The sequence below is a fragment of the Streptomyces sp. ICBB 8177 genome, from assembly GCF_003144095.1.
Lineage (GTDB): Bacteria > Actinomycetota > Actinomycetes > Streptomycetales > Streptomycetaceae > Streptantibioticus_D.
Genome location: NZ_NSKH01000023.1, coordinates 717,611 through 742,825 on the forward strand (window position 1 = coordinate 717,611; position 25,215 = coordinate 742,825).

The following is a 25,215-nucleotide window of genomic DNA, read 5'->3' on the forward strand; positions in this document are numbered from 1 at the left end:
TTGATCTCTTCGGAGTGATGGGGAGTGGTGGAGCCGCCGGCCCGAGGGAGTAGTAGGTAAGTGATGGGGTGACGCAGGAAGGTAGTCCAGCCCGGGCGGTGGTTGTCCCGGGGTAAGGGTGTAGCCCGAGTGGTAGGTAAATCCGCCACTCACATGAGGGTGAGACCTGATGCCGAGCCGATTGTGGTGAAGTGGATGATCCTATGCTGTCGAGAAAAGCCTCTAGCGAGTTTCATGGCGGCCCGTACCCTAAACCGACTCAGGTGGTCTGGTAGAGAATACCGAGGCGTTCGGGTGAACTATGGTTAAGGAACTCGGCAAAATGCCCCCGTAACTTCGGGAGAAGGGGGGCCACACCTGGTGATCACCCTTGCGGTGTGAGCTGGGGGTGGCCGCAGAGACCAGCGAGAAGCGACTGTTTACTAAAAACACAGGTCCGTGCGAAGCCGTAAGGCGATGTATACGGACTGACGCCTGCCCGGTGCTGGAACGTTAAGGGGACCGGTTAGCTCCATTTCGGTGGGGCGAAGCTGAGAACTTAAGCGCCAGTAAACGGCGGTGGTAACTATAACCATCCTAAGGTAGCGAAATTCCTTGTCGGGTAAGTTCCGACCTGCACGAATGGCGTAACGACTTCTCGACTGTCTCAACCATAGGCCCGGTGAAATTGCATTACGAGTAAAGATGCTCGTTTCGCGCAGCAGGACGGAAAGACCCCGGGACCTTTACTACAGTTTGATATTGGTGTTCGGTTCGGCTTGTGTAGGATAGCTGGGAGACTGTGAGGCCTGGACGCCAGTTCGGGTGGAGTCGTTGTTGAAATACCAGTCTGGTCGTGCTGGATGTCTAACCTGGGTCCCTAATCGGGATCAGGGACAGTGTCTGATGGGTAGTTTAACTGGGGCGGTTGCCTCCTAAAGGGTAACGGAGGCGCCCAAAGGTTCCCTCAGCCTGGTTGGCAATCAGGTGTTGAGTGTAAGTGCACAAGGGAGCTTGACTGTGAGACTGACGGGTCGAGCAGGAGCGAAAGCTGGGACTAGTGATCCGGCGGTGGCTTGTGGAAGCGCCGTCGCTCAACGGATAAAAGGTACCCCGGGGATAACAGGCTGATCTTCCCCAAGAGTCCATATCGACGGGATGGTTTGGCACCTCGATGTCGGCTCGTCGCATCCTGGGGCTGGAGTCGGTCCCAAGGGTTGGGCTGTTCGCCCATTAAAGCGGTACGCGAGCTGGGTTTAGAACGTCGTGAGACAGTTCGGTCCCTATCCGCTGTGCGCGTAGGAGTCTTGAGAAGGGCTGTCCCTAGTACGAGAGGACCGGGACGGACGGACCTCTGGTGTGCCAGTTGTTCTGCCAAGGGCATGGCTGGTTGGCTACGTTCGGGAGGGATAACCGCTGAAAGCATCTAAGCGGGAAGCCTGCTTCGAGATGAGGGCTCCCACCCACTTGATGGGGTAAGGCTCCCAGTAGACGACTGGGTTGATAGGCCGGAGATGGAAGCCAGGTGACTGGTGGAGTTGACCGGTACTAATAGGCCGAGGGCTTGTCCTCAGTTGCTCGCGTCCACTATGTAGCTCCCAGATTGCGAACCATCGCACTGGTCGCAGCTGACTTACTCAACTAAAAAGTGTGCTTGTTCACGGCACCTTGCCAACTCCCGCTCAGCGGGATGGCCCGATGGTGTTTCGGTGGTCATAGCGTTAGGGAAACGCCCGGTCACATTCCGAACCCGGAAGCTAAGCCTTTCAGCGCCGATGGTACTGCAGGGGGGACCCTGTGGGAGAGTAGGACGCCGCCGAACAATTCTTACGGACCCTCGGTCCTGGCCTGAGCGCTGGGACCGGGGGTCCTTTTTGTATTACCTGCCGGGACGCAGCCGTCCGGCGGGTACGAGACACTGGCACTACAGCAGTACGAACCGACAGGAGTCACGTCGATGACCAACTCGTCCGAGGATCGCTCGGAGCGACCCGAACGCAGGGAGCGGAACGGGGGCGCCGGCGACCGGCGCGAGTTCCGCGGGGGCGGGGCGCGTCGCAGCGACGACCGTGGTGGTTACCGTCGTGACGACGACCGTCCGCGCGGCCCCCGTCGTGACGACGATCGCGGTGGTTTCCGCCGTGACGATCGTCCGCGTTATGACCGTCCGCGGGACGATCGCCGCGACGACCGTTCCCGTGACGACCGTCCGCGGGGCCCGCGTCGTGAGGACGACCGCGGTGGCTTCCGTCGCGACGGTGAGCGTGGCGGTGACCGTGGTGGCTTCCGCCGGGACGATCGCCCGCGCTACGACCGCCCCCGTGACGACCGTCGCGATGACCGTCCCCGTGGCCCCCGTCGTGAGGACGACCGTGGCGGTTTCCGCCGTGACGATCGTCCGCGTTACGACCGTCCGCGCGATGACCGCCGCGACGACCGTTCCCGTGACGACCGTCCGCGGGGCCCGCGTCGTGAGGACGACCGCGGTGGCTTCCGTCGCGACGGTGAGCGTGGCGGTGACCGTGGTGGCTTCCGCCGTGATGACCGTCCGCGGTACGACCGTCCTCGTGATGACCGCCGTGACGACCGTTCCCGCGATGACCGTCCGCGCGGTCCTCGCCGGGACGACGACCGTGGCGGTTTCCGCCGTGACGACCGTCCGCGTTACGACCGCCCCCGCGACGACCGACCCCGTGGCCCCCGCCGTGAGGACGACCGTGGCGGCTTCCGCCGTGACGACCGGCCCCGTTACGACCGCCCCCGCGACGACCGTCCGCGCGATGACCGCCGTGACGACCGTTCCCGCGACGACCGTCCCCGTGGTCCCCGCCGGGACGACGACCGTGGCGGCTTCCGGCGTGATGACCGTCCCCGCGGCCCCCGTCGAGACGACGACCGCGGCGGGCGGTCCGGCGGCGACCGTGGGCATCGTCCGTACACGTCCGGGCGTGGCCGGTTCGAGAACCGGGACGACCGCCGCCGGGACGACTCGCGCGAGGAGCGGGAGCCGGTCAAGCGGCTGCCGATTCCCGAGGACGTCACCGGTCAGGAGATCGACAAGAGCGTCCGCCAGGAGCTCCAGAGCCTGCCCAAGACGCTCGCCGAGGACGTCGCCCGCAACCTGGTGATGGTGGCCCGTCTGCTCGACTCCGAGCCGGAGCAGGCGTACGGGTACGCAAAGGTCGCGTTCCGGCTGGCGTCCCGGGTGGCCGCCGTCCGCGAGGCGCTCGGCTTCGCCGCGTACGCCAACGAGAAGTACTCGGAGGCGCTGGCGGAGTTCCGCGCCGCGCGCCGGATGACCGGGTCGGTCGAGCTGTGGCCGGTCATGGCGGACTGTGAGCGCGGTCTCGGCCGGCCGGAGCGCGCGCTCGCGATGGCCGGCGAGCCCGAGGTGCACAAGCTGGACAAGGCAGGCCAGGTCGAGATGCGGCTCGTGGCCGCCGGGGCCCGCCGCGACATGGGCCAGGCGGAAGCCGCCGTCGTCACGTTGCAGAGCCCCGAGCTGGCGTCCAACTCCCTCCAGCCGTGGACCGCGCGGCTGCGTTACGCCTACGCGGACGCGCTGCTCGCCGTGGGCCGCGAGGACGAGGCGCGGGAGTGGTTCGGGAAGGCGCTGGAGGCGGACCAGAGCGGCTCCACCGACGCGTCGGACCGGCTCGCCGAGCTGGACGGCGTGGAGTTCGTCGACGCCCTCGACCCCGAGGCCGACGAGGAGCCGATCGAGCCGGGTGAGCCGGAGGAGGCGCGGACCCCTGACGCTCGGGACGCGGACACCGAGGAGCCCGCGGTCCAGGAGCCGAAGGCCGGCGCCGAGGACGTGAAGGCCGACGAGCCGGGCGAGGCGTCCGGGGTACCGGAGACCGAGGCGGCCCCGCAGCCGTCCACCTTCCTCGACAACCCCTTCCGCGAGCCGCAGCCCGGCCCCGCCGCCGAGGACACCGCCGGCCAGGACGGCAGCCACGACCAGCGGGACTGATCGACCGGACTGACCGGCGACCATCCGCCCGAGGGCGGCACCCGTACGCGACGACCGTACGAGTGCCGCCCTCGCGGCGTTTCCGGGCCCGCGAGGACGCCTGGCCCGCCGGACCGATCAGTCCGCCTCGACGCTGCGCAACACCAGGCCTGAGGCCGGCTTGGGGCCGAAGGAGGTCGACTTGCGCGGCATCATCACGCCCTCGCGGGCCAGCTCCAGCACGGTATGCTCGGCGACGGGGTGCATCAGGACCGCGGTGCCGCCCAGCCGTTCCGCCTGCCGCACGGCCGCGGGCGCGTCGTGGACGTAGCCGATGTGCTCGGGGGAGTCCGGTACCCGCCATACGCGGTCGATGAGCAGGCTGTGCAGCACGGTCGCGTCCAGTTCGCGCCAGGCACGCGGCTGGTCCTGGGGCACGGCTTCCGCTACGAGGTGTTCGTCCGGCCTGGTCAGCAGGTGGAACCGCCCGTCGCCCGCGAGCAGGAAGGCGTTCCGCCCACTGCCGTCCCCGCCCTGGGCTGTCGCCGACGCCAGCGCCTCCAACGCGCCGTCCAGCGGACCCCGGACCTCCCGCACGCTGAAGGCGCCGCGTACCGCCGCCAGCGCGTCCGCGACCGGCAGTTCTCGCAACACTCGGTGGATGGCCCGTACGCGCAGCGGATAGCGGGCGGTGTCCACCAGCAGCACCAGCCCGTGGTCCCACGCGCCCGGGTCGTCGGCCGGGCGCTCGGCGAGCAGCCGCAGGTACGTCGCCCAGCGATGGTGGCCGTCAGCGATCAGTGCCTGGCGCGGCGCGAGGTCGGCGTCGACCGCGGCGATGTCATGGGGATCGGTGACCGCCCACAGGCGGTGCCGGGTGCCGTCCTCGGTGGTCGTGGCCAGCAGCGGCGGCAGCCCCGCGGTGCGCTCCACGAGGCGGGCCGCGGCGCCCGCCTCGTCGCCACGGTAGGCGAGCAGCAGCGGCTCCAGGTTGGCGGCCGTCGCGCGCATCAGGCCGGCGCGGTCGGCGACGGGCTCGGGCATGACGCTCTCGTGCGGCAGGACCACCCGTTCCTCCGGCCCGGTCAGCCGCAGGGCGCCGATCAGGCCGCGCTGCACGCCGCCGTCGCGGGGGCGCTGCTCGTAGACGTAGAGCGCCGGTTCGGGGTCGGCGGCCAGCACGCCGTCGTCCAGCCAGCGGCGCAGGGTGCGGGCGGCCTGGGCGTGCCGGGTCGAGATGTCGCCGTCGCGCGGCAGGGTCAGCCGCACGATGTTGTACGGGTCGAGGGTCTCCAGGTGGTCCAGTCCGTCGGGCCTGACCACGACGTCGTACGGTGGCGAGGTGACCGCGGACAGGCTGCCGACCCGCTCGGGGACGTAGCGCAGCCCGCGGAACGGTGCCAGCCGCAGCCCGGGCGCGCGCCGGGGTACCCCTCGGTGAAGGCCGGGGGACGATCCTGGATTGCTCATCAGAGCATGCTATGTGCCCGGCGGCTACGCGCGAAGACGGTACCTCCCGCGTGCGCCGGTGCGCGCCGGGGACGAGGACGCGAACCGTACGGGACCGTACGGAGGACGACGTGAGGGAGACGCGACGGATGGATCCGCGGACCGCGCCGGGCGGCAGTGAGCGCCGGCTCGACGAGGCGTACGACACGGCGCTGCTGGACCTCGACGGGGTGGTGTACACCGGCCCGCACGCCATCGAGCACGCGCCCGAATCGCTGAAGACCGCGCGCGAGCGGGGCATGCGTCTCGCCTACGTGACCAACAACGCCCTGCGCACTCCGGACGCGGTCGCCGCCCACCTGACGGAACTCGGCGTCCCGGCGCGCAGCCAGGACGTCATCACCTCCGCGCAGGCCGTCGCCCGGCTCATCGCGGACGAGGTGCCCGAGGGCGGGCGGGTGCTGGCGATCGGCGGCGAGGGGCTGCGCGCGGCGCTGCGGGAGCGCGGGCTGGAGCCGGTGGACTCGGCGGACGACGAACCGGTCGCCGTGGTTCAGGGCTACGGCGGCCCGGACCAGCCGTGGAGCAGGCTGGCGGAGGCCGGTTACGCGGTGGCGCGCGGCGTGCCGTGGTACGCGTCCAACACCGACCTGACCATTCCCAGCCCGCGCGGCATCGCCCCCGGCAACGGCGCCGCGGTCGAGGTGGTCAGGATCGTCACCGGCGCGGAGCCCAAGGTCGCCGGCAAACCGCGGCCGCCGATGCACCGCGAGACGATCCTGCGCACCGGGGCGAAGCGCCCGCTGGTCGTCGGCGACCGGCTCGACACCGACATCGAGGGCGCCCACGCGGGCGGGGTGGACTCGCTGCTGGTGCTGACCGGGGTCACCACGCCGGCGGCACTGCTCGCGGCCGTCCCCGAGCACCGGCCCACGTACGTCGCCGCCGACCTGCGCGGGCTGCTCACCGCCCAGCCCGACGTGAGCCGGGACGGCGAGGCGTGGCGCTGCGGGGGCTGGACGGCCCGCGCCGACGGCGACGCGCTGGCGGTCGAGGGGGACGGCGACCCGTTCGACGGCCTGCGGGCGCTGTGCGCGGCGGCCTGGACGGCGAGCGGCTCGCAGGCGTGCGGGCTGGACGCGGGCAAGGCGCTGGGGCGGCTGGGGCTGTAGGAGCCTGCGGAGGCGCACCGCCTGCCTGCGCAGGCAGGCGGTGGGACTGCCTGCGGAGGGCCGGACGGGGGCTCAGAGCAGTGTGCGCAGCCGCAGCAGGTCGCGCAGGCCCGCTTCCAGCTTGACGCGGCCGGTGGCCCAGGACACGGCGAAGTTGAGCCGCCCGTCCACCAGGGCCACCAGGTCGTCGCCGGACATCGCGAGCCGGATGTCGGCGCGTTCGGCCGGCGTTCCCCGTACGGGCACGATGTCGCGGATGGCTCCGTCCGACAGCCGGCCGGTGAAGGTCACCCCGAGATCGGTGATCGCGCAGCTCACCGAGCGGTCGACGGCTGCGGCGCGGGCCACCTTGCCGTCGGCCCCGGCGAGGTTGTGCGACAGCCGGTCGAGCGCGCTGCGGCACTCCTCGATGGTCGCCATCGGCGGTCTCGCTCCCCGGTGCGGCGGTACGTACCGCACGACCGTACACCGCCTGCCGGACGGCCCCGGCGGCTCGCGTCCGCTCAGCGGTACGACCGGCGCGCGGCGGCACGCGGTAGCGTCGTGACCATCGGCGTCCTAGGAGAGGCGAGGAGTGAGGGTATTGCGTGACGCGTTGCGCACCTGCCTACAGATCGCGGGCGGGCTGACCGAGGCCACCCGACGGCGGGCCGCCACCACCGCCCGGGAACTGCTCGACCAGGCCGGGGTGGACGTGGACACCCTCCAGCGGCAGATCGGTGAACGCATCCCGCCCGAGGTCCAGGCCCTCGCGGACGAGCTGATCGCCTCCGGACGGGCCAACCGCGACCTGCTGGTCGGACTGGTCAAGGAAGAGGTCGACAAGGCGATGGGCCGGGTCGGCCGGATCGCCGACGAGGTCACCAAGGTCGGCGTGATCCTGGAGGCGCTGGAGCGCCGGGTACGCAACCTGGAGGGCCCCGGCGAGCCGGAGACGCCGCGCGAGCGGGTGCGGCTGGAGGACGAGCCCCCGGCCGCGTCGCACCAGCACCCGAGGGTGAAGACCGCGGAGCCGCCGGTACGGCCGGGCGGCCGCCCGGGCCTTCGCCCGCAGGCGCCCACCGGGACCACCCGACCGGCCCCGGCCCGGGTGAAGACGGCCGAGCCGCCGGCGAAGCGCGCCGCCGCGGAGGGCAGGACGGCCGCCGAGAAGGCGTCCGAGGGCAGCGCCCCCGCGAAGAAGACGGCGGCCAAGAAGACCACGGCGAGGAAGGCGGTCGGCAAGAAGACGGCGGCCGAGAAGACCGCCGCGACGACCGCTCCCGCGAAGAAGACGGCCGCGAAGAAGACCGCGGCGAAGAAGACGGCGGCCAAGAAGACGGCGGCGTCCGCCGGGACGGCCGCCGAGCAGATGGCCGCCGGGAAGACGGCCGCGAAGAAGACCGCCACCAAGAAGGCCGGCGCCAAGAAGACCGCCCCCAACAAGGCCGGCGCCAAGAAGGCCACCGCCAAGAAGGCCGGCGCCAAGAAGGCCACCGCCAAGAAGGCCACCGCGCAGGCCAAGAAGCCCGCGACGGAGAGCGCGTTGACCAAGGCGGCGCTGACCAGGGCCGCGGTCTCCGGCAGGACGGCGCCCGGGAAGGACGCCGCCGGTACGACGGCCCCGGGACGGAAGACCTTCGGCGCCCCCGGCAAGAAGGCGACGACGGCGAAGGGCGCGCCCGCCGTGAAGACGGCGACCGCGCGGGCCGCGGCCGAGGCAGCCGCTGGGCAGGCCTCGCCGCGGCAGGTCGAGGCGACCAGGGCCGCCGCGAAGAAGGCCACCGCGCGGCAGACGGACGCGAAGAAGAGCGCCCCCGATCAAGGTGCCGCCGCCGACCAGCCGCCGACCCGGCCCACCGCCCCTGGTGAGCCGCGTTCCGATGGCTGAGGCGGAGCACTCCGGCGAGGAGATCCCCGTACCGCTGGAGCAGGACGCGCAGGTGCGGGACGCCACCGGGCCGGAGCCGCTGGGTGTCGTGCTCACGCCCACCGGCAGCCCGGAGGTGGACGCGGCGCTGGAGCGGCTGGCGGACGCGGACCACCTGCCCACCGACAGCCACGTCGAGGTGTACGAGGATGTACACGCCCGGCTGCGGGACGCGCTCACCGCGCTCGACGCCGCACCGGGCCCACCGGGGCCGCGGGAGAGCGCGGCCACGTACGACGACAGGAGCTGAACCGAAGGTGGCAGGACCGGCAAGACGCCGTCTCGACGCGGAGCTGGTGCGGCGTGGGATGGCGCGTTCGCGCGAGCACGCCGCGCAGCTGATCGCGGCGGGGAGGGTCACGGTGGGCGGCGGGGTGGCCACCAAGTCGGCGACCCAGGTGGAGACCTCCGCCGCGCTCGTCGTCGCCGCGGACGACTCCGACCCCGACTACGTCTCGCGCGGAGGCCACAAACTCGCCGGGGCGCTGGCCGCCTTCACCCCGCTGGGGCTGCGGGTCGAGGGGCGGCGCTGCCTGGACGCGGGGGCGTCGACCGGCGGGTTCACCGACGTGCTGCTGCGCGCGGGGGCCCGCCAGGTGGTCGCCGCGGACGTCGGATACGGGCAGCTGGCCTGGTCGCTGCGGAGCGACGAGCGGGTCGTGGTCAAGGACCGCACCAACGTGCGGGAGCTGACGCTGGACGACCTCGACGGCGAGCCGGTCGACGTGGTCGTCGGCGACCTGTCGTTCATCCCTCTGGGCCTGGTGCTGCCGGCGCTGGTGCGCTGCTCGGCGCCGGACGCGGACCTGGTGCTGATGGTCAAGCCGCAGTTCGAGGTGGGCAAGGAGCGGCTGGGCAGCGGCGGCGTGGTGCGGCGGCCCGAACTGCGGGCCGAGGCGGTCAAGGGCGTGGCGCAGCGTGCCGCCTCCCTCGGGCTCGGGGTGCTGGGCGTGACCGCCAGTCCGCTGCCCGGGCCGTCCGGCAACGTCGAGTACTTTCTGTGGCTGCGGGCCGGGGCGCCGGAACTCGACCCCGCCGATGTCGACCGTGCGGTAGCGGAGGGGCCCCGTTGAGCGGATGGAGCACGTCAGACAGCACAGGTGGCGACGTCCCCGGTACGGCGGGGCGCACCGTCTTCCTGCTCGCGCACACCGGCCGCCCGGCCGCGGTGCGCAGCGCCCAGCGCGTCGTCCAGGGACTGCTGCGCAGCGGCATAGGGGTACGCATCCTGCGCGCCGAGGCGGCCGACCTGCCGGTGCCGCTTCCGGAGTCGGTCGAGGTGGTGGACAGCCGCCCGGGCGTGGTGGACGGCTGCGAGTTGCTGGTCGTGCTCGGGGGCGACGGCACGCTGCTGCGCGGCGCCGAGTTCGCCCGCGCCTCGGGCGTGCCCATGCTCGGCGTCAACCTGGGCCGGGTCGGCTTCCTCGCCGAGGCCGAACGCGACGACCTGGACAAGGTGGTCGACCGGGTGGTGACACGGGCGTACGAGGTCGAGGAACGCATGACGCTCGACGTGCTCGTGCGCGAGGACGGCCGCGTGGTGCACACCGACTGGGCGCTCAACGAGGCCTCGGTGGAGAAGGCGGCGCGCGAGCGGATGCTGGAGGTGGTCATCGAGGTGGACGGCCGCCCGGTGTCCGGGTTCGGTTGCGACGGCGTGGTGTGCGCGACGCCGACCGGCTCGACCGCGTACGCCTTCTCGGCGGGCGGTCCCGTGGTGTGGCCGGAGGTCGAGGCGCTGCTGATGGTGCCGATCAGCGCGCACGCGCTGTTCGCCAAGCCGCTGGTGGCCTCGCCCTCCTCGGTGCTGGCGGTGGAGGTGCAGCCCAAGACCCAGCATGGCGTGCTGTGGTGCGACGGGCGGCGCACCGTGCCGTTGCCGGCCGGGGCGCGGGTGGAGGTGCGCCGCGGCGGGGTGCCGGTGCGGCTCGCCCGGCTGCACCACGCCAACTTCACCGACCGCCTGGTGGCGAAGTTCGCGCTGCCGGTGGCGGGCTGGCGGGGCGCACCGCGCTGAGCGAGCGCGGCCCCGGCCGCCGGGCCCGCCCCCCGGGAGCCGGGTTCGATGGGGGCGCGCGTCGCGTCGAGGGGGCCGGACCTCGTATCGTCTTGGGCGTGCTGGAGGAGATGCGGATACGGTCCCTGGGCGTCATCGACGACGCCGTGGTCGAGCTGTCGCCCGGGTTCACGGCGGTGACCGGCGAGACGGGCGCGGGCAAGACCATGGTCGTCACCAGCCTCGGGCTGCTGCTGGGGGGCCGGGCGGACGCCGCGCTGGTGCGCATCGGCGCGAAGGCCGCGGTGGTCGAGGGCCGGATCACGGTGGACCCTGCGTCCCCGGCGGCGGCGCGTGCCGAGGAGGCGGGGGCGGAGTTGGACGACGGCGCGTTGCTGGTGAGCCGCACCATCTCCGCCGAGGGGCGCTCCCGGGCGCACGTGGGCGGCCGTTCGGTGCCCGCCTCGCTGCTGGGCGAACTCGCCGACGACCTGGTGGCCGTCCACGGCCAGACCGACCAGCAGGGGCTGCTGCGCCCGGCCCGCCAGCGGCAGGCGCTCGACCGGTACGCGGGAGACGCGGTCGCCGAGCCGCTCGCCGCCTACCAGCGGACGTACAAGCGCCTGCGCGAGGTGACCGCCGAGCTGGACGAGCTGACCAGGCTCGCCAGGGAACGCGCCCAGGAGGCGGATCTGCTGCGGTTCGGCCTGGAGGAGGTGGCCGCCGCCGACCCGCGCCCCGGGGAGGACACGGAGCTGGCCGCCGAGGCCGAGCGGCTCGGGCACGCGGAGGCGCTGGCGTCGGCCGCGTCCGCCGGGCACGCGGCGCTCGCCGGCAACCCGGAGGACCCGGAGGGCGTGGACGCCGCGACCCTGGTGGCCGGGGCGCACCGCGCGCTGGAGGCGGTCCGGGGCCACGACCCCGCGCTGGCCGCGCTGGCCGACCGGCTCGGCGAGATCGCCATCCTGGTCGCCGACGTGGCAGGCGAACTCGCCGGTTACGCCGACAACCTGGACGCCGATCCGCTGCGCCTGGCCGCCGTCGAGGAACGGCGGTCCGTGCTGGGCCAGTTGACCCGCAAGTACGGCGAGGTCGAAGGGGGCGTCGCCGCCGTGCTGGCCTGGGCCGAACAGGGCGCGGCCCGCCTGGCCGAACTGGACGGCGACGACGAGCGGATCGACGCGCTGACCGCGGAACGCGACGGGTTGCGCGCCGAACTGGCGTCGCTGGCGGGCCGGTTGACGGACGCGCGGACCAAGGCCGCGGCGCGCTTCGCCGACGCGGTCACCGCGGAACTCGCCGAACTCGCCATGCCGCACGCCCGGATCACGGTCGAGATCGGGCAGACCGACGACGAGGACGGCATCGCGATCGACGGCCGCACGGTCGCCTTCGGCCCGTACGGCGCCGACGAGGTGGAGCTGCACCTCGCGCCGCACCCGGGGGCGCCGCCGCGGCCGATCGCCAAGGGCGCGTCGGGCGGTGAGCTGTCGCGGGTGATGCTCGCGGTCGAGGTGGTCTTCGCCGGATCCGACCCGGTGCCGACGTATCTGTTCGACGAGGTGGACGCGGGCGTCGGGGGCAAGGCGGCGGTCGAGGTCGGACGGCGGCTGGCCAGGCTGGCGAAGTCGGCGCAGGTCGTCGTCGTCACGCACCTGCCGCAGGTAGCGGCCTTCGCCGACCGGCAGTTGCTGGTGGAGAAGACCAACGACGGCTCGGTGACCAGCAGCGGGGTGAAGGTGCTGGACGGTGAGGAGCGGGTGCGGGAGCTGTCGCGGATGCTCGCGGGCCTGGAGGACTCCGACACCGCCCGGGCGCACGCGGAAGAGCTGCTGGAGACGGCACGGTCGGCCCGCTGAACCTCCCCGGCTCACTCGTCCGGGTGATAGGGGGAGGGCTACGGGCCGGTAGGACGGGAGATCGACACCCGAACTGTCGCACCCTGCTGGCATCCTGGACCCTGCCCGCCCCCGACCCAGGAGCCAGAGCCTTCCGGTGACCAGCACTCACATCCCGCGGCCGTCCGGCCCGTTGCGCGCCGTGCAGGTCTTCGGCGCGTGCGGCGGCGGGCACGTCAGCTCGCTGTCCGGGGGACTGGTCGCGCGGGGCGTCGAGGTGACGGTCTGCGCGCCCGCCACCTCCGCCGCGGCCTACGGCTTCGAGGGCACCGGCGCCCGGTTCGCGCCGGTGGAGATCGGCGGGCGGCCGGGACCGCTGGGCGAGGCCGCCGCGGTCGCCGCGCTGCGCGCCGCCTGCGCCGGCACCCACGTGGTGCACGCGCACGGCCTGCGCGCCGGGATGCTGGCCTCGCTCGCGCTCACCGGCGCGCGGGGCCCGGCCCTCGTGGTGACCTGGCACCCGCCCGCCCCGGCGACCGGCACCAGGGGCGGCCTGGCGCGGCTGCTGGAACGGAGGGTGGCTCGGGCCGCCACCGTGGTGCTGGGCGCCTCGACGGATCTGGTGGACCGGGTGCGCGGACTCGGGGCGCGTGACGCCCGGCTGGCGCCGGTGGCCTTCCCGGTGCCGCGACCGCGGCACGCGCCCGACCGCGACGCGCTGCGGGCCGAACTCGGCGCCGAGAAACGGCCGTTGGTCCTCGCCGTCGGCCGCCTCGAACCGTACAAGGGGCACGATCTGCTGCTGGACGCCGCGCGCTGCTGGCGGGCGCTGGACCCGGCGCCGCTGGTCGCCATCGCGGGCGAGGGCAGCCGCCGGGGCGAACTCGCCGCCCGGATCGGGACGGAGGACCTGCCGGTGCGGCTGCTGGGCCGCCGCGATGACGTGGCGCACCTGCTCCAGGTGGCCGACCTGGTCGCGCTGCCCAGCCGCTGGGAGGCGCATCCGCTGATCGTCCAGGAGACCCTGCGGGCCGGGGTGCCGCTGGTGGCGACCGCGGTCGGTGGCGTGCCGGACCTGGTGGGGGACGCGGCGGTGCTGGTGCCGCAGGGCGACGCGGCGGCGCTGGCCCGGGCCGTCGCCGACCTGCTGGCGGACCCGGCCCGCAGGACGGCCCTGACCGCCGAGGCCCGTGCCCAGGCGGCGACCTGGCCCACCGAGGACCACACGATCGCCCAGATCCTCAGCGTCTACGACGAGCTGACCGGCACCCCGGCCCGCTGACCGGAGCCCCGCGCCCCGCCCGGTCAGCCGCCGTACGCGCCGCTGGCGGTCAGGCGCAGGGCCGTGTCGATCAGGGGGACGTGGCTGAAGGCCTGGGGGAAGTTGCCCACCTGGCGTTGCAGGCGCGGGTCCCACTCCTCCGCCAGCAGGCCCAGGTCGTTGCGCAGCGACAGCAGCTTCTCGAACAGCTGGCGGGCCTCGTCGACCCGGCCGATCATCGCCAGGTCGTCCGCCAGCCAGAACGAGCAGGCCAGGAACGCGCCCTCGTCGCCGGGCAGGCCGTCGACGCCCTCGTCCGAGCCCTCGGTCGGGTACCGCAGCACGAAGCCGCCCTCGACCGTCAGCTCCTTCTGGATCGCCTCGATCGTGCCGATGACCCGCTTGTCGTCCGGCGGCAGGAAGCCGACCTGGGGAATCAGCAGCAGCGAGGCGTCCAGCTCCTTGGAGCCGTAGGACTGGGTGAAGGTGTTGCGCTCCTTGTCGTAGCCCTTCTCGCACACGTCGCGGTGGATCTCCTCGCGCAGCTCGCGCCACCGCTCCAGCGGGCCGTCGACCTCGCCGGACTCGATCAGCTTCACCGTGCGGTCGACCGCGACCCAGGCCATCACCTTGGAGTGCACGAAGTGGCGGCGCGGGCCGCGCACCTCCCAGATGCCCTCGTCCGGCTCGGTCCAGTGCTGCTCCAGGTAGCGGATCAGCTTCAGCTGGAGCAGGCTCGCGTAGTCGTTGCGGGCCAGGCCGGTCATGTGGGCCAGGTGCAGCGCCTCGCTGACCTCACCGTAGACGTCCAGCTGGAGCTGGTGGGCGGCGCCGTTGCCGACCCGCACCGGCTGCGAGCCCTCGTAGCCGGGCAGCCAGGTCAGCTCCGTCTCGCCCAGCTCGCGTTCGCCCGCGATGCCGTACATGATCTGGAGGTTCTCCGGGTCGCCCGCCACCGCGCGCAGCAGCCACTCGCGCCAGGCGCGGGCCTCCTCGCGGTAGCCGGTGCGCAGCAGCGACGACAGGGTGATCGCCGCGTCCCGCAGCCAGGTGAAGCGGTAGTCCCAGTTGCGCACGCCGCCGATGTCCTCGGGCAGCGAGGTGGTCGGCGCGGCGACGATGCCGCCGGTGGGGCCGTAGGTGAGCGCCTTCAGAGTGATCAGCGAGCGGACCACCGCGTCCCGGTACGGGCCGTGGTAGGTGCACTGCTCGACCCAGTCGCGCCAGAACTGCTCGGTCGCCTCCAGCGAACCGGCGGGGTCCGGCAGCGCCGGCGGCTCCTTGTGCGAGGGCTGCCAGCTGATGGTGAACACCACCCGGTCCCCCGGGGCGACCGTGAAGTCCGCGTAGGTCGTCAGGTCCTTGCCGTAGGTCGGACAGTCGGTGTCCAGCCACACGGAGTCGGGGCCGGCGACGGCCACCACCCGGCCCTCGGAGGCCTGCGGGTCCGCGACCTTGTGCACCCACGGCGTGACCCAGCCGTAGGAGAAGCGCATGACCAGCTCGGAACGCATCGGCACCCGGCCGGAGACGCCCTCGACGACCCGGATCAGCTGCGGGGCGCCGTCGCGCGGCGGCATGAAGTCGGTCACCCGGACCGTGCCGCGCTTGGTGTCCCACTCCGATTCCAGGATCAGCGAGTCGCCCCGGTAGCGGCGGCGGGTCGCGGAGGGCGGCTCCTCGGACGCCGGGTGGGCCGGGCCCAGCCGCCAGTAGCCGTGTTCATCGGTGCCCAGCAGTCCGGCGAAGATCGACGGCGAGTCGAACCGGGGCAGGCACAGCCAGTCCACCGTCCCGTCCCGGCAGACGAGTGCGGCGGTCTGCATATCGCCGATGAGTGCGTAGTCCTCGATGCGCCCGGCCACGTGCATCTCCAGTCGAACAGTCGATCAGTTGAACGTCGAGCCGTCCCCCTCCTGCCCCTGCGCGAGGGCGGGCAGCAGAAAGCGTCCGAGCAGAATACGACGTGGAACAGGGGGACGCGCGAGTCTCGGTGGAGCCGGGCTCGGCCGGTCGGGTGAGGCGTCCCCGCACGGTGCCCTGTCGCGCCAACGCACCCATCCTACGGCCCCCGCCGGGCCCTGACCTTGTGGGCGGGACGTGCGGGAACGCGCGAGTGCGCGGCCCGCATCGTAGGGCCTGCGACCCCCTCGGCGCACATTCCGGAGCGCACGCCTGCGGCCGTTCGCCACGGGTGCGGGAGGGCGCCTCGCCGAGGGAGGGGGAGGGCGCCTCCCCACGGGCGCGGAAGGGCCCTCGCCACAGGCGCGGGAGTGCGGCGCGCCGGGCGCCGGAGCGTGCCGGGCGAGGCGCCGTGCCCCCGGACACCCCGGCCCCGGCGCCCCCGCGCCGCCGACGGGTGCGCCGGGGCGCTGATACCCTGGTAGCCCGTGGGCCGGTGGGCTGAACCACTGAACCGCCGCGACGGCACCCCATCTGACCGGCGCCGTCCGACCCTCACCTCGCGACCACGGGAGCCCCCTCTTGGCACTGCCTCACGCCGGCAAGACCGCACTCGGCCGGAACTCCGGGACGACCAAGCACATCTTCGTGACCGGGGGTGTGGCGTCATCGCTCGGCAAGGGGCTCACCGCCTCGAGCCTCGGCGCCCTGCTCAAGGCCCGCGGCCTGCGGGTCACCATGCAGAAGCTCGACCCGTACCTCAACGTCGACCCCGGCACGATGAACCCGTTCCAGCACGGTGAGGTCTTCGTCACCAACGACGGGGCCGAGACCGACCTGGACGTCGGCCACTACGAGCGCTTCCTCGACGTCGACCTGGACGGCTCGGCCAACGTCACCACCGGCCAGGTGTACTCCACGGTGATCGCCAAGGAGCGGCGCGGCGAGTACCTGGGCGACACCGTGCAGGTCATTCCGCACATCACCAACGAGATCAAGTCGCGCATCCGGCGGATGGCCACCGACGACGTGGACGTGGTGATCACCGAGGTCGGCGGCACGGTGGGCGACATCGAGTCGCTGCCGTTCCTGGAGTCGGTGCGGCAGGTGCGGCACGAGGTGGGCCGCGACAACGTCTTCTTCGTGCACGTCTCGCTGCTGCCCTACATCGGCCCCTCCGGCGAGCTGAAGACCAAGCCCACGCAGCACTCGGTCGCCGCGCTGCGCAACATCGGCATCCAGCCGGACGCCATCGTGCTGCGCGCCGACCGCGAGGTGCCCACCGCCATCAAGCGCAAGATCTCGCTGATGTGCGACGTGGACGAGGACGCGGTGGTCGCCGCGATCGACGCCAAGTCCATCTACGACATCCCCAAGGTGCTGCACGGCGAGGGCTTGGACGCCTACGTGGTGCGCCGCCTGGACCTGCCCTTCCGCGACGTGGACTGGGCGCAGTGGGACGACCTGCTGGAGCGGGTGCACAACCCGGCGCACGAGGTCACCGTCGCCCTGGTCGGCAAGTACATCGACCTGCCCGACGCCTATCTGTCGGTCACCGAGGCGCTGCGCGCGGGCGGTTTCGCCAACAACGCCCGGGTGAAGATCAAGTGGGTCACCTCCGACGACTGCGGCACCCCCGAGGGCGCCGCAGCGCAGCTGGCGGACGTGGATGCCATCTGCGTGCCCGGCGGCTTCGGCGACCGCGGGGTCGAGGGCAAGGTGGCCACCGTCACCTACGCCCGGGAGAACGGCGTGCCGCTGCTCGGCCTGTGCCTGGGCCTGCAGTGCGTCGTCATCGAGGCGGCCCGCAACCTCGCCGGGATCACGGACGCCAACTCCACCGAGTTCGACGCGGTCACCGACCACCCGGTCATCTCCACCATGGCCGAGCAGATGGACATCGTGGAGGGCAAGGGCGACCTCGGCGGCACCATGCGGCTGGGCATCTACCCGGCCAAGCTCGCCGAGGGCTCCATCGTCCGCGAGGTCTACGGCGGCGAGCCCTACGTGGAGGAGCGGCACCGCCACCGCTACGAGGTCAACAACGCCTACCGCGGCGAGCTGGAGAAGAAGGCGGGCATCGTCTTCTCCGGCACCTCCCCGGACGGCAAGCTCGTGGAGTTCGTCGAGTACCCCCGCGAGACCCACCCCTACCTGGTCGCCACCCAGGCGCACCCGGAGCTGAAGTCGCGCCCGACCCGCCCGCACCCGCTCTTCGCCGGCCTGGTCAAGGCAGCCGTCGAGTGCCAGGCGCGCCAGGCCCGTCAGCCGCGTACGAGCGGCGACGCCGCGCCGACCGCGTCCTGAGCCGGTGCGGGCCGGTGCGCCCGCCTCGCGTTACGGTGCCGGAGGGGGACTTCCCGATCATGGGCGGTCCCGCTCCGGCACCGCCGTCTTTTCCCACGGCCTTTTTCCCACGGCCCGCCCCGGCCCGAGCGCGGTGCGGGCCGGTCAAGCCCTCGTCGCGGAGGACCGCATGTTGCACGACATCCCCGAGCAGTGGCCGGTGACCGGCACCAGCACGCCGTTCACCGGCAACGTCACCGGTGTGCGCACCGACGAGGTGACCATGCCGGACGGCGGCACGGTGCGCCGGGACTACCAGACGCACCCCGGCTCGGTCGCCGTCGTCGCGCTGGACGACGCCGCCCGGGTCCTCGTCCTGCGCCAGTACCGGCACCCGGTGCGCCACCTGCTGTGGGAGGTGCCGGCCGGGCTGCTCGACGTCCCCGGGGAGCACCCGTTGCGCGCCGCCCAGCGCGAGCTGTTCGAGGAGGCGCACGTCGAGGCCTCCGACTGGCGGGTGCTCGCCGACATCTACTCCACCCCCGGCGGCTCCGACGAGGCGATCCGGATCTTCCTCGCCCGCGGCGTCACCGAGGCCACCGGCGAGCGGTACGAGGCGTCGGAGGAGGAGGCCCAGTTCGAGCACGCCCGGGTGCCGCTGGAGGAACTGGTGCGCGGGGTTCTCCAGGGTGAACTCCACAACGCCTGCCTCGCGGTGGGCGTGCTGGCGCTCAACGCGGTGCTGGCGGGGGACGGCGTGGAGTCGCTGCGCCCGGCGGACGCGCCCTGGCCCGCCCGGCCCTTCGACGCCTCGTAGCGCCCACCGCGCCGACGCCTCCGGCCGGGTGACCGGGCGGCGCCGTCCACCCCTTCCCGGGCGCCCGGTGAACTAGGCTCAAGTCTCCCGCGCACCGGCGTCGAGGCCCCCGCGCACCGCCGGCCGGCGCGGTGTCGTAGGCGCGCAGGAACGGAGTGGGCCGGTGTCGGACGAGGTGACGTCGAGCGGCGACGCGCTGCCGCCGGACCCGGAGCGCTTCGTCGGCCGGGAGCGCGAACTGCGCGAGCTGCGCGCCGACATCGACACTCCGAGCCTGGACGCGCTGCGTGGCAGGCCCGCCGCCACCTGCCGGGTCCTGCTGATCGCGGGCCGCCCCGGGGCCGGCCGCACCGCGCTCGCCCTGCGCCTCGCCCGCGAGCAGGCCGCCCGCCACCCCGACGGGCTGCTGTACGCGGCACTCACCGACGCGCAGGGCGAGCCCCGTACGTCCGGGGAGGTCGCGGCGCAGCTGCTGCGCGGACTCGGCCGGGAGGCGGACGACGAACCCGAGGCCGCCCTGCGCGAGGCGTTGCGGGAGCGCCGCGTGCTGCTGGTGCTGGACGACGCGGCGAGCGGGGAGCAGGTCGCGCCGCTGCTGCCGCACGGCGACGCGGCCCTGGTGGTCGCCACCTCGCGGGGTCCGCTCGCCGGGGTGGCCGACGTACGGCCCTGCACCCTGGGCGGGCTGCAGAGCGCGGCGTGCGTGGAACTGCTGGCCCAGGCGATCGGCTCGACCCGGGTGACCTGCGACCCGCGCGCCGCCGAGACGCTGGCGGAGCGCTGCGGCGGGTCGCCCGCCGCGCTGCGCCTGATGGCCGGGTGGCTCGCCGACCGGCCCGGGACGTCGGTGGCCGACGCGGTCCGCGCGCTGCCCGACGACGACGCCGCGCCGCTGGAGCGGGCGTTCGGGATGGTCGCCGCCCAGCTGCCGGGGCCCGCCGCCCGGCTGATGCGGCTGCTGGCGCTGGCCCCCGGCGCGCTGGTGGACGCCCATCTCGCCTCGGCGCTCGCCGGGTGTGCCCTTCAGACCGCCCGCGACGCGCTGGAGGACTTCGCGCGCTACGGCCTGCTGCGCCGCGACCCCGGGCCCGGCGCGGGCACCGAGCAGGCCGCCTACCGGATCGCCGGGTGGGCGGCGCCGCTGCTGCGCGAGGCGCTGGAGGCGGGGGAGCGGACGCAGGAGGTTCGGCTCGCCCGGGCCCGGATGCTGGAGCGCACCGTCCGGCTGGTGCGGGCGTGCGCCGGGCGGGCCGCCGCACCGGGCGAGGACGCGGCCGACGAGGTGCCGCCCGCCCTGCGCTTCGCGGACCGCGAGGCCGCCGCGGCCTGGCTGCGGCGCAGGCTGCCGGAGCTGCTGGCGGCCGCCCGGGCCGCGGTGGCCGACGGAGAGCTGGACACCCTGGCCAGGCGGCTCGCCTCGGCGGCGGTGCTGGCCCTGGACGCGCACGGGCAGCCGGCGCCGGAGCGCTACGAGCTGCACGGGCTGCTGCTGGAGGTGGCCGAGCGGCGCGGTCCCGACCGCGAGCGGGCGGCGGCGCTGGTCAACCTCGGCGACCTGGACGCGGCGGCGGGCCGCACCAAGGACGCGGTGGCCCGCTACCGCGCGGCGCTGGACGCGGCCCGGGCCGGACGCGACGCCTTCACACTCGGGCGGGCGCTGGAGGCGCTGGGCGACAGCCACCTGGAGCTGGGCGACCGGGAGCGCGCCGCCGACTGGTACGGCAGGGCGCTGGCCCAGCGCGGCGAACGCGGTGAGCTGGCCGACGCGGCCCGGCTGCACTCCCGGCTCGCGCTGCTGCACACCGACGACGGCCGCCGCCAGGCCGCGCTGCGCGAGTGGCGGGCGGCCGCGGCGGCGTACCGCAGGCTGCGCGATCACACCGGGTACGCGGCGACGCTGGCGGAGGTGGCACGGGCGCAGGAGGCGTCCGGGGCGGCGGAGGAGAGCCTGCGCACCGGACAGGAGGCGCTGCGGTGGGCCCGGCAGGCGGACGACGCACCGCTCCAGCGCGCGGTCCTGCTGGGCATGGCGCGGGTGCTCGAACGCCTGGGGGACACGGAGGGGGCCCGGCTGCAACGGGAGGCGGCGGACGGCCTGACGGACCCCGGAGACGCCAGCGACAGCTGAGCGGATCGTTGCTCATCGTTGCTCTCAGCGACCACAACCTACGAATCTGCCAATCGCTTCCGAAAAAATAGTCACTTTGTAAGGCTAGACAGCGCGTCCTCCTTCATTAGACTTGGGTCAACCGCTGGCAACGCGGTCAGGTCCGACGTGTGCCCCCATCTGGGGAAATGTCCGGACGGCAGAGGTGCCCGTGCCGTGAGCGCGTGCGCGAGTGCCCTTGCGCCCCAAGTCAAGCCATCTCATCCAAGGACCGTGATCCACGTGAAGGTCGGTATCCCCCGCGAGGTCAAGAACAACGAGTTCCGGGTCGCCATCACCCCCGCCGGCGTGCACGAGCTCGTGCGCAACGGGCACCAGGTCTACGTGGAGCAGGGCGCCGGCGACGGCTCCTCCATCACGGACGCCGAGTACACCGCGGCGGGGGCGGACATCCTCGGCACCGCCGACGAGGTGTGGGCCACCGCGGACCTGCTGCTGAAGGTCAAGGAGCCGATCGCGCAGGAGTACCACCGCCTGCGCAAGGACCAGACCCTCTTCACCTACCTGCACCTGGCCGCCTCCCGCGAGTGCACCGACGCGCTGCTGGAGTCCGGCACCACGGCCATCGCCTACGAGACGGTGGAGACCGCGAACCGCGCGCTGCCGCTGCTCGCCCCCATGTCCGAGGTCGCGGGCCGGCTGGCCCCGCAGGTCGGCGCGTACCACCTGATGCGCTCGGCCGGCGGCCGCGGCGTGCTGCCGGGCGGCGTGCCGGGCGTCCACGCGGGCAAGGCCGTCGTCATCGGCGCCGGCGTCTCCGGCTGGAATGCCACCCAGATCGCCGTCGGCATGGGCTTCCACGTCACCCTGCTCGACAAGGACATCAACAAGCTGCGCGAGGCCGACAAGGTCTTCGGCACCAAGGTGCAGACGATCGTCTCCAACGCCTACGAGCTGGAGCGGGCCGTCCTGGAGGCCGACCTGGTCGTCGGCGCCGTGCTGATCCCGGGCGCCAAGGCCCCGAAGCTGGTCACCAACGAGCTGGTCTCCCGCATGAAGCCGGGCTCCGTGCTCGTCGACATCGCGATCGACCAGGGCGGCTGCTTCGAGGACTCGCGTCCCACCACGCACGCCGAGCCGACCTTCCAGGTGCACGACTCGGTCTTCTACTGCGTGGCCAACATGCCGGGTTCGGTGCCCAACACCTCCACCCACGCGCTGACCAACGCCACGCTGCCGTACATCGTCGAGCTGGCCAACCGCGGCTGGCGCGAGGCGCTGCGCCGTGACGCCGCGCTCGCCAAGGGCCTCAACACCCATGCCGGCCAGGTCGTTTACGCGTCCGTCGCCGAGGCGCACGGGCTGGAGCACGTCGAACTCGCCGCGCTGCTCGGCTGAGTCGTACCGCACACCTGAACACCCCTTCACCGGCCGGGTCTTGTCCGTCAAGACCCGGCCGGTGGCGTTGTGCGACGTTGCGACACATTCGTGGTTACCGTCGATACGCCCTTGACAGCGGGGTGTTCCATTGCCGACACATCGTGCCGTCTCCGGTGGATTGTGTTGCTGCGGACCGCCGACACGCCATAGAGTCGCAATTCGTCGGCATGGTGTCACGCTGACCTATTGAGAAGTTTCCTGGTCACCAAGGAGGTAAGACGACTTGTGAATGAGTCGACATTTGCTCCCGGGGGTGGTCAACCAGGAATGACCGTTCAGGGCCCGGACCCCGCCCGGTTCGAGGCCGTTGGATCCGTCGCGGTCCGCACCTTCGAGGCACGCAGGACCGAGACGAGCACGGAGACGCAAGCAACGCACCCCATGTCGACATACGAGGAAGACCTGCCGGACGGTCAGTTCTACGACCCCGACGCCGAGTACGAGCCGGACCCCGAGTACGCGGCGACCCTCGCCCCGGACGCCGCCCGGCAGCGCCGCGAGCGCGTCGGCCCGACCGGCCGCCCGCTGCCGTACTTCCCGATCCCCGGCCCGGTCTCCGAGCACGGACCGGCCCAGATCATCGCCATGTGCAACCAGAAGGGCGGGGTCGGCAAGACCACCTCGACCATCAACCTCGGCGCGGCGCTCGCCGAGTACGGCCGCCGCGTGCTGCTGGTCGACTTCGACCCGCAGGGCGCCCTGTCGGTCGGGCTGGGCGTCAACCCCATGGAGCTGGACCTGACGGTCTACAACCTGCTCATGGAGCGGGGGATGGCCGCGGACGAGGTGCTGCTCAAGACCGCGGTGCCCGGCATGGACCTGCTGCCGAGCAACATCGACCTGTCGGCCGCCGAGGTCCAGCTGGTCAGCGAGGTGGCCCGGGAGTCGACGCTCCAGCGCGCCCTGAAGCCGCTGATGTCGGACTACGACTTCGTCATCATCGACTGCCAGCCCTCGCTCGGCCTGCTCACCGTCAACGCGCTCACCGCCGCGCACCGGGTGATCGTGCCGCTGGAGTGCGAGTTCTTCGCGCTGCGCGGTGTCGCGCTGCTCACCGAGACCATCGAGAAGGTCCGCGAGCGGCTCAACCCCGACCTCGACCTCGACGGCATCCTCGCCACGATGTACGACTCGCGCACGGTGCACTCCCGCGAGGTCCTCGCCCGAGTCGTCGAGGCCTTCGACGACCACGTCTTCCACACGGTCATCGGCCGCACCGTCCGCTTCCCGGAGACCACGGTGGCCGGTGAGCCGATCACCACCTACGCCTCCAACTCCGTGGGCGCGGCGGCGTACCGGCAGCTCGCCAGGGAGGTGCTCGCCCGTTGCCACGCCGAGTGAGCCTGCCCGGAGCCGACGAACTGTTCCGCACCACCGGCGGCATGGCCCTCAGTGCGTCAACTCCCCGACAGCACGGCAACGGTGAGGCGGCGTCGCAGGCCGCCGAACGACTGCGCTCGGTCCCCGCTCCGGCGGCCGGCGACGACGACGCCGTGCCCGGCACGGACGGCGCCGTCCACGACGCGGAACCGGACGAGGCGGGCGCCGACCCTAGGGACGGCCGCGAGCGCGCCGCCCGGCAGGCGGACGCCGCGCAGCCGCCCGGCGCCGCCGAGCACACCCGTACCGCCGCCGACGACGCCCGTGTGGCGACCGCGCCCGCGCAGCGCCACGCCCCGCAGGAGCAGGGCGGCTCGCAGCGGCGACGCGGCCAGGGCTCGCCCGCCCGCCGCCCCTCGGGACGCGAGCGGCACGACGAGAAGATCACCGTCTACGTCTCCGCCGAGGAGCTGATGGACCTGGAACACGCGCGGCTGGTGCTGCGCGGGGAGCACGGCCTCGCCGTCGACCGGGGGCGCATCGTGCGGGAGGCGGTCGCGGTGGTCCTGGCCGACCTGGAGTCGCGCGGCGACGCGAGCATCCTCGTGCGGCGCCTGCGAGGCCGCTAGCCACCGGGGCGATAGGCTGCCGGTCCCGCCCCGCACCCTGGACCCCGCCTTCCGTGATGAGCGCCACCGACGACCACGCCTCCCCCCGCCGCCGCAGGCTCGGCCGCGGGGCCGTGGCGACCGCGGAGGCGGAGCCGGCGCCGGCCGTCGCGCCGGAGCAGGGGACCGCGCCGGACGCCGCGCCGGAGCCGGGGGCGGCGACGGGCGCCGCGCCGCCGCCCGGCACGGAGTCAGGGCCCGCCGGCGCGCCGACCGGACCGGAGGCCGCGCCGGGAGCCGAACAGGCCGCCGACGACGGGCGGTTCACCGTCCGGCTGGCGAACTTCGAAGGCCCCTTCGACCTGCTGCTGCAACTGATCTCCAAGCACAAGCTGGACGTCACCGAGGTCGCGCTCTCCCGCGTCACCGACGACTTCATCGCCCACATCCGCGCGATGGGCCAGGACTGGGACCTCGACCAGGCCACCGAGTTCCTGGTGGTCGCCGCGACCCTGCTGGACCTGAAGGCGGCCCGGCTGCTGCCCGCGGCCGAGGTGGAGGACGAGGAGGACCTCGCGCTGCTGGAGGCCCGCGACCTGCTCTTCGCCCGCCTGCTGCAGTACCGCGCGTACAAGCGCATCGCCGAGATCTTCGCGGCACGCCTCGCCGCCGAGTCGAGCCGCCACCCGCGCACCGTGGGCCTGGAGCCGCACCACGCCGAACTCCTCCCGGACGTCGTCATCAGCATCGGCGCCGCGGGCTTCGCGAAACTGGCCGTCAAGGCCATGCAGCCCAAGCCGGCGCCCCGGGTGTACGTCGAGCACATCCACGCGCCCCTGGTCAGCGTGCGCGAGCAGGCGGAACGCGTGATCGCCCTGCTGCGCGAGCGGGGCGGCGCGACCTTCGCGGAACTGGCCGCCGACGCCCCCGACACGCTCACCGTGGTGGCCCGCTTCCTCGCGTTGCTGGAGCTGTACCGCGAGAAGGCGGTGGCACTCGACCAGCCCGAGGCGCTCGGCGCGCTCACGGTGCGCTGGACCGGCGGCGACTCGGACGGCGAACGGGCCCTGGTCACCGACGAGTTCGACCGTGAGACGGCAGGCGGCAGGCCGGACGGGCCCGGGCAACGACGTCAGGAGGACGCCAGTGACGACGACCGCGACGAATGACCGGCCC

Annotated in this window: 19 protein-coding genes and 2 rRNA genes (1 of these 21 running past the window's edge); 17 read left to right on the forward strand and 4 right to left on the reverse strand. The window is 73.2% G+C overall.

Translation table 11 applies throughout. The annotated features are described in order from the left end of the window. Both CK485_RS29140 and rrf read left to right on the forward strand, forming a co-directional pair. Window positions 1-1,551: ribosomal RNA gene (locus tag CK485_RS29140) — 23S ribosomal RNA — on the forward strand; it begins 1,977 nt to the left of the window's first position. Between the two features lie 133 nt (window positions 1,552-1,684). Continuing rightward, window positions 1,685-1,801: ribosomal RNA gene (rrf, locus tag CK485_RS23560) — 5S ribosomal RNA — on the forward strand. Between the two features lie 102 nt (window positions 1,802-1,903). On the opposite strand, the gene CK485_RS29145 is transcribed toward rrf, so the two are convergent. Continuing rightward, a complete protein-coding gene (locus tag CK485_RS29145; protein ID WP_199239534.1) occupies window positions 1,904-2,908 on the reverse strand; it encodes a hypothetical protein in 1,005 nt (334 codons plus the stop codon). A 90-nt stretch (window positions 2,909-2,998) separates the two neighbouring features. Between CK485_RS29145 and CK485_RS29150 the strand changes: the two genes are divergently transcribed. Further along, window positions 2,999-3,955 carry a hypothetical protein gene (locus CK485_RS29150; protein WP_241968603.1) on the forward strand — a complete coding sequence of 319 codons (957 nt, stop codon included), beginning with the start codon at window positions 2,999-3,001 and terminating at the stop codon, window positions 3,953-3,955. Between the two features lie 117 nt (window positions 3,956-4,072). On the opposite strand, the gene CK485_RS23570 is transcribed toward CK485_RS29150, so the two are convergent. Continuing rightward, window positions 4,073-5,404 carry a DUF1015 domain-containing protein gene (locus tag CK485_RS23570; RefSeq protein WP_109453854.1) on the reverse strand — a complete coding sequence of 444 codons (1,332 nt, stop codon included), beginning with the start codon at window positions 5,402-5,404 and terminating at the stop codon, window positions 4,073-4,075. 128 nt (window positions 5,405-5,532) lie between these two features. On the opposite strand from CK485_RS23570, the gene CK485_RS23575 reads away from it, so the two are divergent. Then, entirely contained in the window at window positions 5,533-6,555 is a 1,023-nt protein-coding gene (locus CK485_RS23575) for an HAD-IIA family hydrolase (protein WP_109453855.1), read from the forward strand. Between the two features lie 72 nt (window positions 6,556-6,627). Here CK485_RS23575 and CK485_RS23580 read toward each other — a convergent pair whose 3' ends face one another. Continuing rightward, a complete protein-coding gene (locus CK485_RS23580) occupies window positions 6,628-6,975 on the reverse strand; it encodes an SCP2 sterol-binding domain-containing protein (RefSeq protein WP_109453856.1) in 348 nt (115 codons plus the stop codon). A 154-nt stretch (window positions 6,976-7,129) separates the two neighbouring features. Between CK485_RS23580 and CK485_RS29155 the strand changes: the two genes are divergently transcribed. The 6 genes from CK485_RS29155 (at window position 7,130) to CK485_RS23610 (ending at window position 13,580) form a co-directional block, all read left to right on the forward strand. Further along, a complete protein-coding gene (locus tag CK485_RS29155) occupies window positions 7,130-8,425 on the forward strand; it encodes a hypothetical protein (RefSeq protein WP_199239485.1) in 1,296 nt (431 codons plus the stop codon). Beyond that, on the forward strand, window positions 8,418-8,714 hold the full coding sequence (locus CK485_RS23590) for a hypothetical protein (RefSeq protein ID WP_241968551.1): 297 nt from the start codon (window positions 8,418-8,420) through the stop codon (window positions 8,712-8,714). Before CK485_RS29155 ends, CK485_RS23590 begins: the two co-directional genes overlap by 8 nt. Window positions 8,715-8,721: 7 nt before the next feature. Next, the gene (locus CK485_RS23595) at window positions 8,722-9,537 is read left to right on the forward strand and encodes a TlyA family RNA methyltransferase (RefSeq protein WP_109453857.1); all 816 of its coding nucleotides are present in this window, start codon (window positions 8,722-8,724) and stop codon (window positions 9,535-9,537) included. Next, entirely contained in the window at window positions 9,534-10,481 is a 948-nt protein-coding gene (locus CK485_RS23600) for an NAD kinase (protein ID WP_109453858.1), read from the forward strand. Before CK485_RS23595 ends, CK485_RS23600 begins: the two co-directional genes overlap by 4 nt. A gap of 110 nt (window positions 10,482-10,591) precedes the next feature. Then, a complete protein-coding gene (recN, locus tag CK485_RS23605; protein WP_199239521.1) occupies window positions 10,592-12,319 on the forward strand; it encodes a DNA repair protein RecN in 1,728 nt (575 codons plus the stop codon). 136 nt (window positions 12,320-12,455) lie between these two features. Beyond that, window positions 12,456-13,580, forward strand: a complete 1,125-nt coding sequence (locus CK485_RS23610; protein WP_109453859.1) for a glycosyltransferase family 4 protein — start codon at window positions 12,456-12,458, stop codon at window positions 13,578-13,580. A 23-nt stretch (window positions 13,581-13,603) separates the two neighbouring features. Here CK485_RS23610 and CK485_RS23615 read toward each other — a convergent pair whose 3' ends face one another. Continuing rightward, window positions 13,604-15,430, reverse strand: a complete 1,827-nt coding sequence (locus CK485_RS23615) for a glycoside hydrolase family 15 protein (RefSeq protein WP_109453860.1) — start codon at window positions 15,428-15,430, stop codon at window positions 13,604-13,606. Between the two features lie 691 nt (window positions 15,431-16,121). On the opposite strand from CK485_RS23615, the gene CK485_RS23620 reads away from it, so the two are divergent. From CK485_RS23620 to CK485_RS23650, 7 genes are all read left to right on the forward strand, one after another. Continuing rightward, window positions 16,122-17,768, forward strand: a complete 1,647-nt coding sequence (locus CK485_RS23620) for a CTP synthase (RefSeq protein WP_275124677.1) — start codon at window positions 16,122-16,124, stop codon at window positions 17,766-17,768. A 169-nt stretch (window positions 17,769-17,937) separates the two neighbouring features. Further along, window positions 17,938-18,564 (forward strand): NUDIX hydrolase, encoded by a 627-nt coding sequence (locus tag CK485_RS23625; RefSeq protein ID WP_109453861.1) that lies wholly within the window; start codon window positions 17,938-17,940, stop codon window positions 18,562-18,564. A 163-nt stretch (window positions 18,565-18,727) separates the two neighbouring features. Further along, window positions 18,728-20,692: an NB-ARC domain-containing protein gene (locus CK485_RS23630; RefSeq protein ID WP_241968552.1), complete on the forward strand. Its 1,965-nt coding sequence runs from the start codon at window positions 18,728-18,730 to the stop codon at window positions 20,690-20,692. A gap of 261 nt (window positions 20,693-20,953) precedes the next feature. Continuing rightward, on the forward strand, window positions 20,954-22,069 hold the full coding sequence (gene ald / locus CK485_RS23635; RefSeq protein ID WP_109453862.1) for an alanine dehydrogenase: 1,116 nt from the start codon (window positions 20,954-20,956) through the stop codon (window positions 22,067-22,069). A gap of 309 nt (window positions 22,070-22,378) precedes the next feature. After that, the gene (locus CK485_RS23640; RefSeq protein ID WP_109453863.1) at window positions 22,379-23,452 is read left to right on the forward strand and encodes a ParA family protein; all 1,074 of its coding nucleotides are present in this window, start codon (window positions 22,379-22,381) and stop codon (window positions 23,450-23,452) included. Then, window positions 23,437-24,060 (forward strand): hypothetical protein, encoded by a 624-nt coding sequence (locus tag CK485_RS23645; protein WP_109453864.1) that lies wholly within the window; start codon window positions 23,437-23,439, stop codon window positions 24,058-24,060. The genes CK485_RS23640 and CK485_RS23645 overlap by 16 nt, the downstream gene beginning before the upstream one ends. A gap of 56 nt (window positions 24,061-24,116) precedes the next feature. Continuing rightward, window positions 24,117-25,208 (forward strand): segregation/condensation protein A, encoded by a 1,092-nt coding sequence (locus CK485_RS23650; RefSeq protein WP_109453865.1) that lies wholly within the window; start codon window positions 24,117-24,119, stop codon window positions 25,206-25,208. The last annotated feature ends 7 nt before the right edge of the window (window positions 25,209-25,215 follow it).